The 18212-nt window shown below is 72.5% G+C and carries 12 protein-coding genes; 3 read left to right on the top strand and 9 right to left on the bottom strand.

Annotated elements, in window-relative coordinates; translation table 11 throughout:
• The first annotated feature begins 72 nt into the window (after nt 1-72).
• Both KGD84_RS22835 and KGD84_RS22840 read left to right on the top strand, forming a co-directional pair.
• Nucleotides 73-873, top strand: coding sequence for a helix-turn-helix domain-containing protein (locus KGD84_RS22835; protein ID WP_220562441.1), 801 nt, complete (start codon nt 73-75; stop codon nt 871-873).
• Nucleotides 874-1121: 248 nt separating this feature from the next.
• Nucleotides 1122-2081 (top strand): DUF1266 domain-containing protein, encoded by a 960-nt coding sequence (locus KGD84_RS22840; RefSeq protein WP_220565249.1) that lies wholly within the window; start codon nt 1122-1124, stop codon nt 2079-2081.
• A 229-nt stretch (nt 2082-2310) separates the two neighbouring features.
• On the opposite strand, the gene pyk is transcribed toward KGD84_RS22840, so the two are convergent.
• From pyk to gltB, 6 genes are all read right to left on the bottom strand, one after another.
• Complete coding sequence (gene pyk, locus KGD84_RS22845) at nt 2311-3744, bottom strand: pyruvate kinase (protein ID WP_220562442.1); 1434 nt, start codon at nt 3742-3744, stop codon at nt 2311-2313.
• A gap of 325 nt (nt 3745-4069) precedes the next feature.
• Nucleotides 4070-5002, bottom strand: a complete 933-nt coding sequence (locus tag KGD84_RS22850) for a prenyltransferase (RefSeq protein ID WP_220565250.1) — start codon at nt 5000-5002, stop codon at nt 4070-4072.
• A 71-nt stretch (nt 5003-5073) separates the two neighbouring features.
• Nucleotides 5074-5481: a DUF2784 domain-containing protein gene (locus tag KGD84_RS22855; RefSeq protein ID WP_220562443.1), complete on the bottom strand. Its 408-nt coding sequence runs from the start codon at nt 5479-5481 to the stop codon at nt 5074-5076.
• 24 nt (nt 5482-5505) lie between these two features.
• Nucleotides 5506-5931 carry a DUF2784 domain-containing protein gene (locus tag KGD84_RS22860; RefSeq protein WP_220562444.1) on the bottom strand — a complete coding sequence of 142 codons (426 nt, stop codon included), beginning with the start codon at nt 5929-5931 and terminating at the stop codon, nt 5506-5508.
• A 250-nt stretch (nt 5932-6181) separates the two neighbouring features.
• On the bottom strand, nt 6182-7639 hold the full coding sequence (locus KGD84_RS22865; protein ID WP_220562445.1) for a glutamate synthase subunit beta: 1458 nt from the start codon (nt 7637-7639) through the stop codon (nt 6182-6184).
• Nucleotides 7640-7669: 30 nt separating this feature from the next.
• Nucleotides 7670-12232 (bottom strand): glutamate synthase large subunit, encoded by a 4563-nt coding sequence (gltB, locus tag KGD84_RS22870; RefSeq protein WP_220562446.1) that lies wholly within the window; start codon nt 12230-12232, stop codon nt 7670-7672.
• 564 nt (nt 12233-12796) lie between these two features.
• Here gltB and KGD84_RS22875 point away from each other — a divergent pair.
• Nucleotides 12797-14491: a bis-aminopropyl spermidine synthase family protein gene (locus tag KGD84_RS22875; RefSeq protein WP_220562447.1), complete on the top strand. Its 1695-nt coding sequence runs from the start codon at nt 12797-12799 to the stop codon at nt 14489-14491.
• 39 nt (nt 14492-14530) lie between these two features.
• Here the strand turns inward: KGD84_RS22875 and KGD84_RS22880 are convergent, their stop codons facing one another.
• The 3 genes from KGD84_RS22880 to lgt form a co-directional block, all read right to left on the bottom strand.
• Nucleotides 14531-15520 (bottom strand): hypothetical protein, encoded by a 990-nt coding sequence (locus KGD84_RS22880; RefSeq protein WP_255646752.1) that lies wholly within the window; start codon nt 15518-15520, stop codon nt 14531-14533.
• A 244-nt stretch (nt 15521-15764) separates the two neighbouring features.
• Nucleotides 15765-16925: a hypothetical protein gene (locus KGD84_RS22885; protein WP_220562448.1), complete on the bottom strand. Its 1161-nt coding sequence runs from the start codon at nt 16923-16925 to the stop codon at nt 15765-15767.
• Between the two features lie 142 nt (nt 16926-17067).
• Nucleotides 17068-18162, bottom strand: coding sequence for a prolipoprotein diacylglyceryl transferase (lgt, locus tag KGD84_RS22890; RefSeq protein ID WP_220562449.1), 1095 nt, complete (start codon nt 18160-18162; stop codon nt 17068-17070).
• Nucleotides 18163-18212 lie beyond the last annotated feature (50 nt).

Here is an 18212-nt window from a genome sequence, read left to right on the forward strand (position 1 = left end):
GTTCCTGACATAACACCCCTGGCCTGGGAAGACGCCGCCGGTTTGTCGTAGGCGTGAGCAAGCCTGCACAGCATGCACTCATCCCACGTCCGCCGGTCGGCGGTCTCCATGCTGGACTCGGGTCTCTCCCGGACCGAGGTCTCCCGACGCCTGGGCGTCACCCCCGCCACTCTCCGGGTCTGGTCGCAGGACCGCTCCCTCATCGACAAGTACCGCGGCAACGGCGAGTGTCCCCGCTGCGAGCCGATCCCCCGACCGCCCACCGAGGCACGGGCCTACAGCCATCTCCTGGGCCTCTATCTCGGCGATGGCACCATCAGCGGCACCGGTGACCGCAGCCGGGGGGTGTGGCGCCTGCGCGTCTTCTGCACCGAGACCTGGCCCCGACTCGTCGAGGAGTGCGCGGCCTCCATGGGCACGGTGCTCCCCGGCCGCTCCGTCGGACGGATCACGCGAACGGGCTGCACCGAGGTGTACGCCGATGGGAAGCACTGGCCGTGCCTGTTCCCCCAGCACGGCCCGGGCAAGAAGCACGAACGCGCCATCGCCCTGGAACCCTGGCAACAAGAGATCGTGAACGCCCACCCGGAGGAGTTCGTCCGGGGCCTCATCCACTCGGACGGCTGGCGAGGCGTCAACCGGGTACGCCGCCGGACGCCCCAGGGCTGGAAGTACTACGAGTACCCCCGCTACGAGTTCATCAATACCTCTGAGGACATCGTGGATCTGCTGACCGCGGCTCTCGACCTCCTGGACATCCCCTGGAAAAGCCGGGCACAGCGACGGCCGCCGCACCAGGACAAGATCACCGTGTCGATCGCGCGGAAGGACGCCGTGGCACGGCTCGATCGGTTCGTGGGGCCCAAGGGCTAGCAAGAACCGGTTAGCGGTTTGGCCCCCGGTGCGCCGGGTGGGCGGTTCGGTCGGGGCGGAACGGGTGTAACTACCCGGCCGGTTCAGCACAAAAAGGGCCTTTTGTCACTTCATGCCCGGGCAAGGCGGGTCTAACCGGTCACATCACGGCCACAACCTGAGTACAACCCGTGGGTTCGGTCCCCGCCGCTGCCCGGATTCGATGATCCTTGAGAATCGGAGACGGGTTCTCAGGAGAGGAGCAGCCGGTGCTGACCGTGGCGGCCGGGGTGTTCGGCGCACTGGTGATCGGCGCCTGGGTCGTGGTGGCCTGGGGGTCCGGTCGGCGCCGCCCGTGGCTGCTGGCACCGCTCGCGCTGCTCGTCGTCGTCCTGGTGGCGGTGGCGCCCGGGTGGGCGTTCCTGCCCGCGGTGGCGGTGGCGGCCGGCTCCTTCGTCGAGCTGGTGCTGGGGTCGCGCGAGTCCCCCGCGCTGCGCACCCGCGACGCCGACGCCCCGCTGAGCACCGAGCGCTGGGCCGCTGCGGTGGCCGCGCCGTTCCGGGTGGCGCTGGCCGAGCCGTGGGACGTGGTGGCGCGGCCGACGCTGCGCCGCCAGTACCGGCGGCTGCTGGAGCGGCAGTGGGACGTGACGGACCGCGAGTCGCTGCTGGCGGCGGTCGAGCGGCAGATGGACGAGCTGCACCAGGGCCCGAGCCTGGACCTGGTGGTCGACCTGGCGGCGGGGGTGGCGCGTTCGCGGCTGCCGCGTGAGCAGGGCGGCCACTCCACCGGCGAGCAGGTGCGGTTGACGCCGGAGCAGGTGGGCCGGCTGCGGATGGTGACCGGGGTCGCCGAGGGCGACGAGACGGTGATCATCGGCGCCTACCAGTGGTGGAAGTCGGTGCACGTGATCCGGCTGGTGTGCGGGGGCGCGACCCTGGACTGGCTGAGCCCGGTGGAGTCGCAGACGACGCTGCGCCGGGTGGCGTCGGACCTCCAGCGGCGCTATTCCTCGTGGCAGCAGCTGTCAATGGCGTTCCACGCGGGTTATCTGCTGTGGCCCGAGAAGGGTGTGGAGGGCGACCACGGCGGCACCGACCGGGTGTGGGCGGCGCTGGGGATGCTGACGGAGGATCCGCGCAGTCCGTGGAACCTGCTGCCGTGGGACATGCCGTTGGAGCGGGTGATCCCGGAGCCCGGCGGCCAGGAGCAGGAGTCGCACCGCTGACCCGCCGGTCGTCCGACCGGCGCCGTTCCCCTACGGCCGCGCCCCGTCCCGCCTCGTCCCCGGTTCCCGTTCCCCTCGTCCCCGGCTCCCGGTCTCCCGGTCCCCTGCCGGGCCCTGGTTTTCCGGCGGCTCTCCGGCCCCGGTCCAGGTCCGGCTCCGCCCCGGGTCCGGCCCCGGTCCGCGGGCGCGGCTCATACGCCCCGGACCGGCAACCGGACGGTGAACGGCGTCAGCTTCCGTCCAGGGCGACGGTGTCGCCGAGGCGGTGGACGCGCAGGGAGTTGGTGGAACCGGTGGTTCCGGGCGGGCTGCCCGCCACGATGACGACCTTGTCGCCCTTGGTGTAGTCGCCGAGCTGGAGCAGTTCGCTCTCGACCTGGCGGACCATGTCGTCGGTGTTGTCGACCCAGGGGACGAGGTTGGTCTCCACGCCCCAGGTGAGGGACAGGCGTCCGCGGGTGGCGGTCTCGGTGGTGAACGCCAGCAGCGGGATGGGCGAGCGGTAGCGCGCCAGGCGGCGGGCGGTCTCGCCGGACATGGTGAAGGCGACCAGTGCCTTGGCGCCGATGGTGGCGCCGATCTCCGCGGCGGCGCGGGCGATGGCCCCGCCGGTGGTCTCGGGCACCCGGTTGAGGATGTGCGAGGCGCGCAGGGATTCCTGTTCGGCGGCGCTGATGATGCGCGCCATGGTCTCGACGGTCTCGACGGGGTACTGGCCGACGCTGGTCTCTCCGGAGAGCATGACGGCGTCGGCGCCGTCGAGGACGGCGTTGGCGACGTCGGAGGCCTCGGCGCGGGTGGGCCGGGGCGCTCCGATCATGGATTCGAGCATCTGCGTGGCGACGATGACGGGTTTGGCCTTGTCGCGGCAGCGTTCGATGGCGCGCTTTTGGACCATGGGGACGTTCTCGAGGGGGAGTTCGACGCCGAGGTCGCCGCGGGCGACCATGACGGCGTCGAAGACCTCGATGATGTCCTGGAGGCGCTCGACGGCCTGGGGCTTCTCGATCTTGGCGATGAGGGGGACGGTGACGCCCTCCTCGTCCATGATGCGGTGGCACTCCTCGGCGTCGGCGGGGCTGCGCACGAAGGAGAGCGCGACCATGTCGACGCCGTTGCGCAGGGCCCAGCGCAGGTCTTCCTCGTCCTTGTCGGTGAGGGCGGGGACGCTGACGGCGACGCCGGGGAGGTTGAGTCCCTTGTGGTTGGAGACGGTCCCGCCGTAGATGACGCGGGTGTGGACGTCCGTGCCGGTGGTCTTGGTGCATTCCAGCACGATGCGGCCGTCGTCGATGAGGACGCGGTCGCCGGGGCGGACGTCGCCGGGGAGTCCCTTGTAGGTGGTGGAGACCCGGTGGATGTCGCCGGGGACGTCCTCGGTGGTGATGGTGAACTCGTCACCGGGGTTGAGGTCGACGGGTCCGTCGGCGAAGGTGCCGACGCGGATCTTGGGTCCCTGGAGGTCGGCGAGGATGCCGACCGCTCGTCCGACCTCGTCAGCGGCGGCTCGCACGTTGGCGAGGTTGGCGCTGTGGTCGTCGTGGGTTCCGTGGCTGAGGTTGAGTCGGGCGACGTCCAGTCCGGCGCGGACGAGCCTGCGGAGGATCTCCGGGCTCGAGGTGGCGGGACCGAGGGTCGCGACGATCTTTGCTCGACGTGTCACGCGTAACACTTTAGAGCGTCCGGGGGATGCAGTGGTCTAAACCAGGTTGCGAATGGACGTATCTCAGGCTGCGCGAAGGCGAATGGGGGCTGTGCACGAGTGTGTCGCCGGGGGTGTCGGCGGGGTGTCCGGGGTCTTCTCCGAGACCGTGCGCGGGGCCTTCCCGGGGCCGTGCGGGCCCCTCTCCCGGACCGTGGCGGGCTCGTCCCCGGCGTCCTCACGGAGCCGTGTCGGACCCCTCCCCGGAACCGTGCCGGGGCCTCCCCGGAGCCGCTCGGGTCCGTCTCCGGAGCGGTGCCCGTGCCCCGGTCGGGCCCGTGTCCGGTCAGCGGTCGCGCCGGGGGGTGGGGACGCCGTGTTCGAGGCGTCCGTAGGCGCGCAGGATGCGCAGCCGCTGGACGGTGCGGATGCCTTCGAGTTCGAGGGTGGCGGTGGTGTCCCAGTGGTCCCAGTCGGCGTTCCAGCCGCCGTCGTGGCGCTGGGTCTTCTGCAGGTGGTCGAGGTTGGCGGCGAGTTCGGCGTCGGTGAAGATCGGCCGGGCGATGCAGGCGGGGTCGGGCGCCAGGTCCAGGGGTGTGTGGATGTGGTGCCGGGGGGCGGCGCCGCTGCGGGGCCCGGGGATGTCGGGGGTGTACTCGGGGCGGATGCGGACGACGGCGCGGATCATGGTGGCGAGGTGGTTGACGGTGGCGACGGCGCGGGGGCGGTCGGGGACGTGCTGGAGGAAGGCGCAGATGCCGATGGCCTCGTGGGGGTCGGTCCAGTGGAGGGCGTCGATGTGCTTCCAGCAGTAGGCGGTGGCGCGGTCGCGCCAGGGGTGGGTGATGTTGTGCTTGTGGAGGCGGCCGGTGATGGAGGCGGTGAGGGCGAGGTCGGGGGTGCGGCCGCTGTGTTCGCGCCACCAGGGTGCGGCTTCGGTGTGGCGGACGGCGGGGGTGACGGGGGGCAGGCCGCCGTCGGGTGAGGAGACGGTGGTGAGGTAGCGGCAGATGCTCTGGCCGAGTTCGGCGGGGATGGGGCCGAGTTCGTCGAGGTAGCGCAGGGCGGTGTCGACGGCGAGGGGTTGGCTGGCGTGTCCGCGCAGGTCGGGGTCGAGGGCGTTGCCGTAGCCGCCGTCGATGTTGCGGTAGGCGGCGAGGGCGGAACGGATGGGTGCGGTGGGGCCGGCCTGGAAGTGGTAGGCGAAGCGGTACCTGTCGATGAGCCGGGCGGTGCGCATGGTGAAGTGTTCTGCGGCGCGGAAGGATTCCCAGGTCACAACGCTCATGTGGGAACGGTACCCGTGGCTCGGGCGGGGGTGCGCGGTCGCGGCCAATCCATTCGTGTTCTTTACGTGGGGTCGCGGCGCGCGGGTCTCCGGTGGCGGTGCCCGGCGTTCCGGTGGTGGCGGAGCGCGCGGGCGAGGGGGACGGTCCAGGTGAGGAGGATGAGGGCGGCCGCGGCGAGGCGGACGGTGGCGAGGTGTTCCTCGGGGTAGACGACGCCGGTGAGGTAGTGGTCGATGAAGCCGGTGGGGGGCAGGCCCTCCTGTCCGGCGTGGTGGCGTGCCCGGCGTTCGACGTGGGTGAGGGGGCACTCCCAGCCGATGAGGGTGATGCCGAGGGCGTAGGCCGTGGCGGCGAGGTGGGGCCACAGGGCGCGGGGCCACTTCCAGGCGGGGAGGCCGCCGAGGAGCACGTAGGCGAGGAAGGCCATGTGGAGGACCATGGCCGTGTCCGCGAGGATCCGGTAGGCCATGTTCCATGGTAGGCGGGGGTGTCGTCAGGTGTCGGTGCGGACCTCGGCCTCGACGCCCGCTCCCCCGCCCGCGCCCGTACCCGCGCGGGCGCGGCGGCGCCGGGCCGTGAGGACGGCGTGGCCGGCCCAGGAGAGGACGACGAGGGCGCCGACGGCGGCCTGGGCCTCACGGAGGGCTTCGGCGGGGTAGATGACGCCGGTGAGGTAGTGGTCGATGAAGCCCTCTTCGGCGAGTCCGGCCTGTCCGGCGTTCTCCCTCCCCCAGTTCTCCACCAGGGTGAGGGGGCAGGTCCAGGCGAAGACGCTGATGGCGAGGCCGTAGGCGGCGACGGCGAGGTGGGCCCAGAGGGTGCGGGGCCACTTCCAGGCGAGGAAGCCGCCGAGGGCGATGTAGAGGATGAACGCGAAGTGGAGGAGCATGGCGGCGTCGCCGATGATCCGGTAGGCCATGGTCGTTGCTCCCGTCGGGGGGTGGGGGTGTCGGGGCGGGGGCGGGGCTTTCGGTACCGCGGGTGCGAATCCGGGGCGTGGTCGCGGGTGTGCTCGGGGCCGGCCCCCGGCGCCGGGGCGGGGGCGGGGTTCCCAGTGTCGCGGGTGTGTGCGGGGGGCGGGTCACGGCGGGGTCACCGGTGTGCGGCGCCGGACGCGCGCGGGGGCGCGCAGGGTGGTCCCTGCGCGCCCCCGTGGCGTGGTGTGCGGGTCAGACGAGCGGTCGTGCGGTGGGCGGGATGGCGACGGGCAGGTCGCTGTCGTCGCCGGTGAGGTGGCGGTCGACCGCGGCGGCGGCGGAGCGGCCCTCGGCGATGGCCCAGACGATGAGGGACTGGCCGCGGCCCATGTCGCCGGCGCAGAAGACGCCTTCGACGCTGGTGCGGTAGTCGGCGTCGCGGACGACGTTGCCGCGTCCGTCGAGTTCGACGCCGAGCTGTTCGATCATGCCCTCCTTCTGGGGGCCGACGAAGCCCATGGCGAGGGTGACGAGGTCGGCGGGGATCTCGCGCTCGGTGCCCTGGACGGGCTCGAAGCCGTTGGCGGTGCGCTGGACCTCGACGAGCTTGAGGGCGCGGACGCGGCCCTGGTCGTCGCCGAGGAACTCCAGGGTGTTGACGGAGTAGATGCGCTTGCCGCCCTCCTCGTGGGCGCTGGTGACCTTGTACAGCATCGGCATGGTGGGCCAGGGCTGGGAGTCGGGGCGCTCGGCGGGCGGCTTGGGCATGATCTCGAGCTGGGTGACGCTGGCGGCGCCCTGGCGGTGGGCGGTGCCGACGCAGTCGGCGCCGGTGTCGCCGCCGCCGATGACGACGACGTGCTTGCCCTCGGCGTTGATGGGGGCGCGGTCGTAGTCGCCGAACTGGACGCGGTTGGCCTGGGGCAGGTACTCCATGGCCTGGTGGACGCCGGCGAGCTCGCGGCCGGGGACGGGCAGGTCGCGCCAGGCGGTGGCGCCGCCGGTGAGGACCACGGCGTCGTGGTCGGCGCGCAGCCGTTCGACGGTGATGTCGGCGCCGACGTCCACGCCGGTGCGGAAGACGGTGCCCTCGGCGGTCATCTGGGCGATGCGGCGGTCGATGTGCCGCTTCTCCATCTTGAACTCGGGGATGCCGTAGCGGAGCAGGCCGCCGATGCGGTCGGCGCGCTCGTAGACGGTGACGTCGTGCCCGGCGCGGGTGAGCTGCTGTGCGGCGGCGAGCCCGGCGGGGCCGGAGCCGACGACGGCGACCTTCTTGCCGGTGCGCGTGGCGGGGGGCAGGGGCTTGACCCAGCCCTCCTCCCAGGCGCGGTCGATGATGGAGACCTCGATGTTCTTGATGGTGACGGCGGGCTGGTTGATGCCGAGCACGCAGGCGGATTCGCAGGGTGCGGGGCACAGCCGACCGGTGAACTCGGGGAAGTTGTTGGTGGCGTGGAGCCGTTCGATCGCCTCGGCCCAGTCGTGGGTGTGGACGAGGGTGTTCCACTCGGGGATGAGGTTGCCCAGGGGGCAGCCGTTGTGGCAGAAGGGGATGCCGCAGTCCATGCAGCGGGACGCCTGCTTGGTGACGGTGCCCCGGTCGAAGTCCTCGTAGACCTCGCGCCAGTCCTGGATGCGGACGTCCACCGGGCGGTGAGCGGGGAGCTCGCGTTCGGTGATCTTCAGGAAACCCTTGGGGTCAGCCATGATTGTTCCTCCTTTCGTGTGTGCTGACGCTCAGGACTGCGCGGAGGCCATGACGGCCTCGTTGACGTCGCGGCCGTCCCGTTCTGCTTCGGCCTGGGCGAGCAGGACGCGCTTGTAGTCGCGCGGCATGACCTTGGAGATCCGGTCGAGTCCGGCGTCGCCGGCGGCCAGGAGGCGTTCGGCGACGGTGGAGCCGGTCTCGGCGTGGTGGCGGGTGAGCACGTCGGTGAGGAACGCGCGGTCCTCGTCGGTGGGTGCTTCGACCTCGACCATCTCGGTGTTGACCCGGTGGGGGTCGAGGTCGAGGACGTAGGCGATGCCGCCGGACATGCCGGCCGCGAAGTTGCGTCCGGTGCGTCCGAGGACGACGGCGCGGCCGCCGGTCATGTACTCGCAGCCGTGGTCGCCGATGCCCTCGACGACGGCGAGGGCGCCGGAGTTGCGGACGCAGAAGCGTTCGCCGACGATGCCGCGGAGGAAGATCTCCCCGGAGGTGGCGCCGTAGCCGATGACGTTGCCGGCGATGATGTGTTCCTCGGCGGTGAGGGTGGAGGTGTCGGCGGGGCGGACGACGACGCGGCCGCCGGACAGGCCCTTGCCGACGTAGTCGTTGGCGTCGCCCTTGAGGCGGAGCGTGACGCCCTTGGGCACGAAGGCGCCGAAGGACTGTCCGGCGGAGCCGGTGAAGGTGACGTCGATGGTGTCGGCGGGCAGGCCGTCGGCGCCGTAGCGCTTGGTGACCTCGTGTCCGAGCATGGTGCCGACGGTGCGGTTGACGTTGCGGACGGGCAGTTCGAGCTTGACGGGCTGCCCGAAGTCGAGTGCGCCTTCGGCGAGCTGGATGAGGGTGTTGTCCAGGGCCTTCTCCAGGCCGTGGTCCTGGCTGCGGGTGCGGACGCGGTGGTCGCCGGCCCAGGGCTCGACCTCGTGGAGGATCGGGGACAGGTCCAGTCCCCTGGCCTTCCAGTGCTCGACGGCCTCGGTGGTGTCGAGCAGGTCGACGGCGCCGATGGCCTCGTCGAGGCTGCGGAAGCCGAGGGCGGCGAGGTACTCGCGGACCTCCTGGGCGATGAACTCGAAGAAGTTGACCACGTACTCGGCCTTGCCGGAGAACCGCTCGCGCAGGACGGGGTTCTGGGTGGCGACGCCGACGGGGCAGGTGTCGAGGTGGCAGACGCGCATCATGACGCAGCCGGAGACGACCAGGGGCGCGGTGGCGAAACCGTACTCCTCGGCGCCGAGCAGGGCGGCGATGATGACGTCGCGGCCGGTCTTCATCTGGCCGTCGGCCTGGACGACGATGCGGTCGCGCAGGCCGTTGAGCAGCAGGGTCTGCTGGGTCTCGGCGAGGCCGAGCTCCCAGGGGGTGCCCGCGTGCTTGAGGGAGGTAAGCGGCGAGGCGCCGGTGCCCCCGTCGTGGCCGGAGATGAGGACGACGTCGGCGTGGGCCTTGGAGACGCCGGCGGCGACGGTGCCGACGCCCGCTTCGGAGACCAGCTTGACGTGGACCCGGGCGGACGGGTTGGCGTTCTTGAGGTCGTGGATGAGCTGGGCGAGGTCCTCGATGGAGTAGATGTCGTGGTGGGGCGGCGGGGAGATGAGCCCGACGCCGGGGGTGGAGTGGCGGGTGTCGGCCACCCACGGGTAGACCTTGTGGCCGGGCAGCTGGCCGCCCTCGCCGGGCTTGGCGCCCTGGGCCATCTTGATCTGGATGTCGTCGGCGTTGGTGAGGTAGTGGGAGGTGACGCCGAAGCGGCCGGAGGCGACCTGCTTGATGGCGCTGCGCCGCAGGTCCCCGTTGGCGTCGGGGGTGAAGCGGGCGGGGTCCTCGCCGCCCTCGCCGGTGTTGGACTTGCCGCCGAGGCGGTTCATCGCGATGGCGAGGGTCTCGTGGGCCTCGGCGGAGATGGAGCCGTAGGACATGGCGCCGGTGGAGAAGCGCTTGACGATCTCCGAGACGGGTTCGACCTCGTCGACGGGGACGGGTTCGCGGACGCCCTCCTTGAGGCGGAAGAGGCCGCGCAGCGTCATGAGCCTCGCCGACTGGTCGTCGATGAGGTCGGTGTACTCCTTGAAGATCTCGTACTTGCGGGTACGGGTGGAGTGCTGGAGCTTGAAGACGGTGTCGGGGTTGAACAGGTGCGGTTCGCCCTCGCGGCGCCACTGGTACTCGCCGCCGATCTCCAGGCGCCGGTGGGCGCCGGAGGCCGGGTTGTCGGTGTGGGCGCGGCGGTGGCGGATGGCGACCTCTTCGGCGAGGACGTCGAAGCCGACGCCGCCCAGGCGGGAGGTGGTGCCGGTGAAGCAGCGGTCGATGACCTCCTGGCCCAGGCCCAGGGCCTCGAAGATCTGGGCCCCGGTGTAGGAGCTGACCGTGGAGACCCCGATCTTGGACATGATCTTCAGGACGCCCTTGCCGTACGCCTTGACGGTGTTGCGGACGGCCGTGTCGGCGTCGACGCCGCCGATGGTGCCGCGCTGGACCAGGTCCCGGACGGTGGCCAGGGCGAGGTAGGGGTTGACGGCGGAGGCGCCGTACCCGATGAGCAGTGCGACGTGGTGGCACTCGCGGACGTCGGCGGCCTCGACGATGAGGCCGACCTCGGTGCGGGTCTTCTCGCGGACGAGGTGGTGGTGGACCGAGCCGGTGAGCAGCAGGGACGGGATGGGCGCCAGGCGGGCGTCGGCGCGCCGGTCGCTGAGGACCAGGATGTGGGCGCCGTCGGCGATGGCGGCGTCGATCTGGGTGTTGAGCTCGGCGAGGCGGGCGGCCAGGGCGTCGCCGCCGCCGTCGACGGGGTAGGTGCCGTCGACGGTGAAGGTCTTCAGGGCGGGCTCGGTGCGCCCGGCCTCGACGATGGCGGCGAGTTCGGCCTGGTCGACGACCGGGGTGGGCAGGACGAGGCGGCGGGTGTCGCCCGGTGCCGCGGTGAGGATGTTGTGTTCGGCGCCCAGGAGCGTGGACAGGCTGGTGACCATCTCCTCGCGGATGGCGTCCAGGGGCGGGTTGGTGACCTGGGCGAAGTTCTGCGAGAAGTAGTCGAAGAGCTGCCGGGAGCGCTCGGAGAGCGCGGCGACCGGGGTGTCCGTGCCCATGGAGCCGATGGGCTCGGCGCCGGTGCGGGCCATGGGGGTGAGGATGACGCGGAGTTCTTCCTCGGTGTAGCCGAAGACCTGCTGGGCGAGGTTGAGCTCGGTCACGGGGACGGGCTCGGCGGCGGGCAGGTCGGCCAGGCGCATGACGCCGGAGTCGATCCACTCCTGATAGGGGTGCTGGGCGGCGAGTTCGGCCTTGATCTCCTCGTCCTCGATGATCCGCCCCTGGGCGGTGTCGACGACGAAGATGCGGCCGGGCTGGAGCCGGCCCTTGCGGACGACGTCGGCGGGGTCGATGTCCAGGACGCCGGCCTCGGAGGCCAGGACGACGAGGCCGTCCTGGGTGACCCAGTAGCGTCCGGGGCGCAGGCCGTTGCGGTCCAGGACGGCGCCGACCAGGGTGCCGTCGCTGAAGGAGACGGACGCGGGGCCGTCCCAGGGCTCCATGAGGGTGGAGTGGTACTCGTAGAAGGCCCGGACGGCCGGGTCCATCTCGGTGTGGTTCTCCCAGGGCTCGGGGATCATCATGAGCACCGCGTGCGGCAGGGAGCGGCCGCCCAGGTGGAGGAGCTCCAGGGCGTCGTCGAAGGACGCGGTGTCGGAGTCGTCGGGGTCGACGATGGGGAAGATGCGGTCCAGGTCGCCGGGGATGAGGTCGGTGGCGAGCTTGGCCTCGCGGGCGCGCATCATGTTCCGGTTGCCCTTGACGGTGTTGATCTCACCGTTGTGGGCGACGTAGCGGAAGGGGTGGGCCAGCGGCCAGGACGGAAAGGTGTTGGTGGAGAACCGGGAGTGGACCAGGGCCAGGCCGGAGGCGTAGCGCCGGTCGGACAGGTCGGGGAAGAACGGTTCGAGCTGGGGGGTGGTGAGCATGCCCTTGTACACGATGGTGCGCGGGGACAGGCTCGGGAAGTAGACGTCGGCCTCGTGTTCGGCGCGCTTGCGGACGCAGTAGGCGTAGCGCTCCAGGTCGATGCCGGTAAGGCCCTCGGTGGCGGTGCCGGGGGTGCCCGTGATGAAGAGCTGCCCGAAGTAGGGCATGGCGTCGCGGGCGGCCGGGCCGCTGTACTGGGGCTCGAAGGGCAGGTCGCGCCAGCCCAGGAGGGTGAGGCCCTCTTCGGCGACGATGCGGTCGACCACGGCGATGGCCTCGGCGCGGGCGGCGGCGTCGGCGGGCAGGAAGGCGATGCCGGCGGCGTAGGAGCCGGCCTCGGGCAGGGCGAAGCCGCAGACCTCGGTGAACAGCTCGTGCGGGATCTGGGTGAGGATGCCCGCACCGTCGCCGTCGTCGGGGTCGGCGCCGGAGGCGCCGCGGTGGTCGAGGTTGCGCAGTACTGTGAGCGCCTTCTGCACGATGTCGTGGCCGCGGCGGCCGGTGAGGTCGGCGACGAAGCCCACACCGCAGGCGTCGTGCTCGAAGGCGGGGTCGTACAGGCCCTGAGAAGTGGAGATCGCGTTCGCTCGGACGGACGAACGCCGCACCTGACCAGCGGGCATCTACCCTCCTGTCGTCTTTCGTCGGCTTCGTGAAAAGCGCATCCGGGACGACATTGGCCCTGCTGCGTGCGTGAAGTTGTGGGTGCTCGGCCTGTGGACGCCGTGTGGTCCGCCACCGTACCGCGGCCACGTCCTCGTGGTGCGAATGGCGGCCGGTCGCCCTCTTGCGAGCGGTCCTGCCTGTTCCCGCGGGTCCGGCCGCGACGTGGGTCGCAGGTCTAGACCATGGGGTGCCGCGGTGCGCCCCGGGTCGCGTGTCGCGGCCCCCTGCGGGTGGGACCGCGGTTCCTCGTACGGAGGGTTCCCCGTCGGAGGTGTGCCTAGCCGGTTTTTCCACGAGGGAATCCCGCTAAACCTCCCAAAGCGGATAAAACCCGACGGTTGGTCGTGTTCGTCGCTTCGGGCACGCGAACGCCGTGCGCCGCGCCCCCACATTACCCCGGCGTTAACACTCCGCCCAAGGGGGACTCCCCCGGCCGGCCGAGTGATATGTCACTCTCGCGCCGGAAGCGGCCCTGACCTGCGGCCGGACCCGCTCCCTCCGGGGCGTGGGACGATCGGTGCATGGCAGCAGACCCCAACGACCCCGGCGTTCCCGGCCCTCCGCGGACGCCCCTCCCGTCCCCTCCGCCCCTGCCCGGGGCCGCGCTGAACGCGCTGCGCGCCCACGGGGTGGACGCGCCCCGGCTGCGCGCCGTGCTCGCCGCGCTGTCGGACGGCCGCGGCCGGAGCGCCGACGACCTGGTGCGGGCCACCGGGGTCGCCCGCGTCCTGGTGGTGGCGCTGCTGGAGCAGCTGGTGGAGGCCGGGGAGGCCGAGCGCGCGCCCGGCGGCGACCGGGTGCGGCTGGTGCGGCCCGACCACTACGCCGGCGCGGCCGGGGACGCCCTGGCGGACCCGGTGCGGCACCTGGTGCCCGCGCGGGCCGGGGCGGCCGCCGAGATCGCCCGGGCCGTCGCCGAGGGGCCCTCGTCCGACCTGGACCTGGACCACGTCACCGCGACCGCCGACACCGCGCTGCGCCGGGCGCTGTTCCTGGCCACCCGGTTCGACCTCGCCGACCGCACCGTCCTGTGCGTGGGCGACCACGACCTCACCTCGGTCGCGCTGGCCCTGGTCGAGCCCCGGGCGCGGGTCCTGGTGGCCGACATCGACGAGCGGGTGCTCGCCCACATCGACGCGGTCGCCGGGCGGCTGGGGCTGGACGTGCGCACCCACTTCGCCGACCTGCGGCTGGGCCTGCCCGCGGGGCTGCGCGGGCAGGCCGACGTGGTGTTCACCGACCCGCCCTACACCGCCGACGGGGTGGAGCTGTTCGTGCGCCGCGGCCTGGAGGGGATGACCGACCCGCGCAGGGGCCGGGTTCTGGTCGCCTACGGGGTCAGCGAGACCACGCCGCGGCTGGCCGCCGCCACGCAGGCCCGGCTGCTCCGGCTGGACCTGGTGCTGGAGGCGATGTGGCCGGACTTCCACCGCTACGAGGGTGCCGAGTCCATCGGGGCCGCCTCGGACCTGTACGTGCTGCGGCCGCTGTCGCGCACCGCTCCCCCGCCGGCGGAGAGCGGTGCCCGCGTGTACAGCCAGGGGGTCAACGCCAAGGAGGCCCGGGGTTCGCTGACCGAGGAGCGGGCGGCCGCCGCGCTGGAGCGGGCCGCCGCCGACTCCGGGGGGCGGCCGGTGCCGGTGGGCGCCTGGCCCGCGGCGGTGCTGCCCGACGCGGGGCGGGTGCGCCTGTCCACGTGGATGGAGGCGCAGGTGCCGCTGTCGGGGCCGCCGGTGGTGGACCTGACCGGCGGCTGGGAGCGGATCGCGGCGCGGGCGGCGCTGGCCTGCCCCGAGGCGGGCGGGTACCTGCTGGTGCCCTCGTCCGCGGCGTGCGTGCGCGACGAGCGGGGCCAGTCGGAGCTGCGGGCCGTGGTGGAGCCCCGGTTCCGGGTGCGGTTCCTGCGCGGTTTCGGCGACCCGTCGCTGACCGCGGTCCGGCTGGTCCGGGCGCCGGAGGCGCAGGACCCGGTGGACCGGCTGCTGGCGCACGTCCAGGAGCACGCCCGCGGGACGCTGACGTCGGTGCTGCGCGCCGGGGTGGTGCGGGTCGCGCAGGAGGGGGGCGCGCCGGTGAACAAGCGCACGGCCCGGCTGGCGGTGGCCGCCGCCCCGCCGTGGGTGGCCGGGCGCACCCTGCTGGACCTGCCCGGGCACCGGTTCGCCCGGCTGCGGGAGGCCGTCGCGGCGGTGTGGGAGGCCGTGGAACGGCCCTGAAACGGGGCGGGGCCGCGCGTCGCGCGGCCCCGCCGGAGGTCAGCCCCCGGTACCGGGCGCCGTCTCGGTCCCGGGGACCGTCTCGGTGCCGGGCACGGTCTCGGTCCCGGGCACCGTCTCGGTGCCGGTCCCGGCGCCGGGCTCGGTGGAGGGCTCCTCCTCGCGGAGGTTGACCAGGCGGCGGTACAGCGGGTCGCGGAAGTTGCTCAGCGTCACGATGGGGCTGGCCAGGCTCACCCGGTCCTCGACCGACTCGGAGTCGGTGGGCTGCACCCACACCACCACCAGGTAGTGGCCGCTGACTGTGGCCTCGGCGGCGCTGTAGCCCGAGCCGAGGCGGTCGAAGGGCTCGGCGCCCGAGGGCGCGACCACGAAGCCGGGCTCGGGGGCGTCGGCGGGCGGCTCCTCGCCCTCCGGCAGCTCGGGCTCGGCCATGGCGTCGGCCACCGCGCGGCTGCCCTCGGCGTCGGCGAGGTTGAAGATCGCCGTCACGCCGAAGTAGTCGCCGCCCACGTAGGTGGCCCGCCCGGCCTGGGTGCAGTCGGCGTCGGCCAGGGCCTGGACGACCTCGTCCCCCCACACGGCGGCGGCGCAGTCCTCCGACAGCTCCGAGTCCCGCAGGGTGAACTCCATGCCCCGGCTGGAGATCTCGGCGCTGCGGTCGCCGAACAGCTCGCCCTCGTTGAGGGGGCGGCTGTCGGCCTCGCGGGTGCCCAGGACCGTGTTCATCTCGTTGTCGCCGACGCCCTCGACGCTGTAGGCGACCGGCCGGGTGTGCGGCGCGGGCCCGTCCGTGCCGCCGCCGTCGCCCCGGTTCAGGTACAGGACGGCGCCCAGGCCGATGAGGGCGACGACGAGGACGCCCACGACGACGCCGATGAGCCGGCCGTACCGCTTGGGCTCCTGCTTGCGGCGCCCTCCGGCGCGGCGCCGGCCGCCCGCGCGGGAGGCGCGCTCGGCGTCGTCGGGTTCGCTGTTCTTCCTCCGGCGTCCCGCTGTTCCGGACGCCGACGCTTCAGAAGGGGACACCCAGTGGACCTTTCCTCGGATGACGGGCCCGCGTGTGCGCGGTGGACCCGATTGCGCTCGGCGGGGGCGCGGCGGGGGGCCGGGGAGCGCCCCGGGAGCGGTGCGCGCGCCCCGCTCGACCCGGCCGTGGCAGGGCCGGTCGATCTGTCCGAGATCCTATCGGGACGTCCGGGGAACACGAACGGCCGTGCTCAGAGCACGGCCGTTCGTCCGCGGATGCGCGTCGGGGTCGTCCGACCCCCTGCTACTCCTGCTCCGCCTGGGCGGCGATCACCTCGTTGTAGACGTAGGGGAACGCGTTCATGGACGCCACGGTGACCTTGGCCAGGTCGGTGTCGTCCCCGGGCGGGCTGCCGTCGGTGCGGGCCACCCAGAACACCGCCAGGTAGTGGCCCATGACCTGCGCGGTCGCCTCGCTGTAGCCGTCCTGGAGACCGGGGATCTCGTCGTTGGTGCGGCTGAGCAGGAACCCGGCGCCGGACTCGACGTTGTTCGGGTCCAGCGCGGCCTCGACCTCGGTGGCGGCCTCGGCGTCGGACAGGTCGAACAGGGTGACCTGGGCGACGTACTCCTCGTCGGCGTCGGTGTAGACGCCCGAGGCGGCGTTGACGCAGCCGGCGTCGATGAGGCTCTGGCCCAGGTCGTCGCCCCACACCAGGGAGGTGCAGGAGTCGGTGACCGCGCCGTCGCGCAGCTCCAGCTTCATGCCGTCCAGCTCGACCTCCTGGACGGGGTCGAACACCGCCTCCTGAGTCATCGGCTCCAGGCCCTCGGGGCGCTCGTTGATGGGGCCGAAGACGTCGTCGCGGTTGGCGTTGGACAGGTAGAGCTGCGGTGTGATGGTGCTGTGGCCCTCGGGCGGGGCGACCACGGAGGTGTCGCCGCCGGAGGTGGTGCCGCCCGCCCCGGTGAAGAGCTGGTAGGACAGCAGTCCCAGCAGCGCGACCAGGGAGAGGGCGAAGGCCCCGATGAGGACGCCCAGCACCGCGGTGCCGCGCTTGCGCTTGCTCTGCTCGGCGAGTGTGTACACGATCTGGTTGGGCCGGTCGCCCAGGACCGACACCTTCTTGATCGCGGAGGCGGAGAACGCGGAGACGCGCTTGACCCCGCCCTGCCTGGCGTCCTTGGCCGGGGCGGCCCGGCGGGAGCCCCGGCGGCGGCCGCGGCCGCGGCCGGACCCGGCGCGCTCGTCGTCACCGTCCTGTGCGGTGTCGGGGTTCTCGCCGGCGCCTTCGTCCCCGGCGGCGGTGTGACCGTACTCGGCGGAGAAGTCCTCCTCCGGGTCGTAGTCGTATTCCTCGTCGTGGCCGTAGTCGTCGGCGCGGTCGCGGATCGGGCCGGTGTCGGCGCGGCGGCTCCCGCCGCGGCGTCCTCTACGGCCGGGACCGGACTCGGCTCTGCTCACGGTCTTTCTCAATCGTCAACCCGTGGTCTGCTCGAAAGGTACGGGGGCACGTGCGGGCACGTCGTCACCCTCGTGGGTGTGGATGTGGTGTCGTGCGCGGCCGCCGCGCCCGTGGAGACGGGCGTCGGCGTCCTTCCCGTGTCTACTCGGGCTTCGTCCCGGAACCGGTTCCCTCGTCGTTCGAGGTCGAGCCCTCGCTACTAGATCGCTCGGGGCTCGGGTGGTATTCCGTCCCGGCGTCGCTCCCCCGGGTCCCGAGGTCGGAATCCCCTGTGTCGGTGGTGCTGTAGACGGTGTCGTCGTTACCCATCTCACCGTCGGCGGTGGGCCCGAACACCTGGGTCCCGGCGTCGGCGCCGTGGGGCACGACCGCGGTGGAGAAGGAGTCGAGGCGGCGGCCGGCCCAGACGAAGTAGGCCAGGGCGCCGGCGAAGACCAGGATGGAGGTCCAGTTGTTCAGGCGCAGGCCGAAGAAGTCGTTGGCGGGGTCGACCCGCAGGTACTCGATCCAGAAGCGGCCGACGCAGTAGCCCATGACGTAGAGGGCGAACAGGCGCCCGCCCTGGAGGGAGGACTCGAAGCGGCGCCCGGCCCAGGCGAGCAGGACCGCCAGGCCCAGGCACCACAGGGACTCGTAGAGGAAGGTGGGGTGGTAGGTGGTGACGCCGAACTCCATGCCGGGGCGCAGGTGGCCCTCGGGGTAGGGGAGGATCTCCACGGCCCAGGGGAGGTCGGTGGGGCGGCCGAACAGCTCCTGGTTGAAGTAGTTGCCCCAGCGGCCCAGGGCCTGGGCGAGGGGGATGGTGGGGGCGATGGCGAAGGAGAGCTTGGTCATCGACAGGCCGCGCTTGCGGGCGACGATCCACACGCCGACGGCGCCCAGGGGGATGGCGCCCCAGATGCCGAGGCCGCCCTCCCAGATGTAGAGGGCGCGGATGGGCTCGCGCCCCTCGGCGAAGTACAGCTGGGCGTCGCTGATGACGTGGTAGAGGCGGCCGCCGATGAGGCCGAGGATGACCGCCCACACCGCCATGTCGAGGATGGTGCCCTGCTCGCCGCCCATCGCCTTCCAGCGCTGTTCGCTCCACAGGACGGCGACGATCACGCCGGCGAGGATGCACAGCGCGTAGAAGTGGATCTCCAGGGGCCCGATCGGGATCGAGTTCACCTGCGGGCTGGGGATGGCCGCGAGGGCGCGGCCGGTGGCGGCCGCGCCCTCGCTGACTGTCGACGACAATGTCACTGCTCTGCTCTCGGGTTCGCCCCGCGTGCGGGGGGTGTCTTCAG

The sequence above is a fragment of the Nocardiopsis changdeensis genome (genome assembly GCF_018316655.1).
GTDB lineage: Bacteria > Actinomycetota > Actinomycetes > Streptosporangiales > Streptosporangiaceae > Nocardiopsis > Nocardiopsis changdeensis.